3 protein-coding genes are annotated in these 1,834 nt (G+C 55.8%); 1 reads left to right on the top strand and 2 read right to left on the bottom strand.

Going from position 1 to position 1,834, the window contains the following annotated elements; all coding sequences use genetic code 11:
• Positions 1-30 precede the first annotated feature (30 nt).
• Positions 31-210: a hypothetical protein gene (locus AC0L3I_RS36755; RefSeq protein ID WP_077383392.1), complete on the bottom strand. Its 180-nt coding sequence runs from the start codon at positions 208-210 to the stop codon at positions 31-33.
• The gene (locus tag AC0L3I_RS36760; RefSeq protein WP_077383391.1) at positions 207-398 is read right to left on the bottom strand and encodes a hypothetical protein; all 192 of its coding nucleotides are present in this window, start codon (positions 396-398) and stop codon (positions 207-209) included. Before AC0L3I_RS36760 ends, AC0L3I_RS36755 begins: the two co-directional genes overlap by 4 nt.
• A gap of 340 nt (positions 399-738) precedes the next feature.
• On the opposite strand from AC0L3I_RS36760, the gene AC0L3I_RS36765 reads away from it, so the two are divergent.
• Positions 739-1,665 (top strand): manganese catalase family protein, encoded by a 927-nt coding sequence (locus tag AC0L3I_RS36765; protein ID WP_077383390.1) that lies wholly within the window; start codon positions 739-741, stop codon positions 1,663-1,665.
• Positions 1,666-1,834 lie beyond the last annotated feature (169 nt).

The following is a 1,834-nucleotide window of genomic DNA, read 5'->3' on the forward strand; positions in this document are numbered from 1 at the left end:
CGAACGGCAAGGCTAAGTGTTCAAATTTGGCTACGATGAGAGCTTCGGCGAGTAGCTTCGCTCTGGGTTGGCATTCGCCTCGGCAGCGAGCCGCTGCTCACGAAGACGCGCGGTTTTCGCTTCACGATGACGCCGCTCTGTCTCGAGCGCGAGCTTCGCCTCGCGGTCGGCCCGCTCAAACTTCTCCTTGTCGACGCGCCGTTGAGTCATCTGCGAATTATCCTCATGACTAGCTCGGGATCAATGTCGATCGACCTGGTCAAATCGCCAACCATTCTCTCGGCAACTTCGGCCCACACATGTTCAGGCAGCCCTTCAGCCACCATAGCCTTGAAGGCACCCTTGATGACCGAATAGTCATGAGCAGAAACGGCGGCGCATTCCTCGCGTTTGTCCATCGCGGAACTCCTTTTAAGGGCGGGAGTACGATGTTCACTCTCAAGCACCGGCGCCCGTTCGATGTGCCAGCGACTCATCCACCGTGGGCCTTGAATGCCCGTCGGTCATTTGCATTTGATGTAGGTATCCCGGCGTCACACGTATTTGCGAAGAAGCTTGGTGCGGCCCCTTCTTCACGCTCCTAGCCGCCTGGCCGATGCCGAATTTAGCGTCGAATCTTTGCAGAACTGCTAGTCAGAATTCGTCAATTTGTAATCGACCTTTCGCCGCGACGGCTGCGGAACAACTCTTATGCGGGGAAGTTGGGCTTCACTGAACTCTAATCAAAGGAAGCTCCAAATGTTTTTGCGCGTGGACAAGTTACAGATTGAACTACCCGCTCCTACCCAGGTGGATCCCAACGCGGGTGCCGCCCTGCAAGAATTGCTCGGGGGCAAATACGGTGAAATGTCGACCCTGGGAAACTACCTTTTCCAAAGCTTCAATTTTCGTAGCAAGTCGAAGCTCAAGCCCTTTTACGGCCTGGTGGCAGCAATAACCGCAGAGGAGCTTGGTCACGTCGAGCTCGTCAGTAACGGCGTTGCCATGCTGAACAACGGCCCTGACCTCGAAGGCGCGGATGAGAAGGACGGCGGGGACATCTCAGGCGCACCTTATGAGGCAATGAAGGACATTCGCCTGGCTGGGGCATTCTTCTCCAATGCCGGCGGGGCCATGCCGATGAACAGTAACGGTTCGTCCTGGAACATGGATTTTGTCACGACGACGGGAAATGTCATCGTTGATCTGCTCCATAATTTCCACCTGGAATGCGGGGCCAGACTGCACAAGCTGCGGGTCTACGAGTCCCTAACTGATCCGACCGGCCGTGAGGTTTGCGGCTATCTCCTCGTGCGGGGTTCGGTTCACGCGCACGCCTATGCGCTGGCAATCAAGAACCTGACAGGCATTGAAATCGAGAAGATGCTGCCGACTCCAAACATCTATCTCGGAAACATTCCGGAGTGCCAGAAATACCTTGATGAGGGTTCGCACCGACGGCTCTATACATTCAGTCCGGAGGACTACAAGGACATTGCCGGAATATGGGGACAGGGCGAAACGGCGCTTCCCGGTGACCCGCCCGGCGAGCTTGAAGTCATCGAAGGTATGCCTGATGGAGGTAAGATACACCAATTAAGCGGCGTGCCTTCTGCCTTCACTCCAGACTACGCACCGGAAGAAATGATGGAAATTGCAGCCAAGCTCTACAAAGCTTCGCGCTGATTTCTTAGCGCGGCCTAAAACGGCCGCGCGTTTCACCGGACACCGCCATTCGCGCCAAAGTAGAAGCGCACAACAATATTGCAAAGCATGGATGCGACCCGCGCTACTCGCGAGGCTTAGGAGCATCAGGGGGAATCGTCATGTTTTGGCCATCGGACTGGTGCGTCTT

It is taken from the genome of Mesorhizobium sp. WSM4840, from assembly GCF_055811755.1.

Bases quoted from the DNA above. Each gene is read 5' to 3' on its own strand.
- AC0L3I_RS36755 (WP_077383392.1), bottom strand. From the start codon at position 210: ATGACTCAACGGCGCGTCGACAAGGAGAAGTTTGAGCGGGCCGACCGC.
- AC0L3I_RS36765 (WP_077383390.1), top strand. From the start codon at position 739: ATGTTTTTGCGCGTGGACAAGTTACAGATTGAACTACCCGCTCCTACC.
- AC0L3I_RS36760 (WP_077383391.1), bottom strand. From the start codon at position 398: ATGGACAAACGCGAGGAATGCGCCGCCGTTTCTGCTCATGACTATTCG.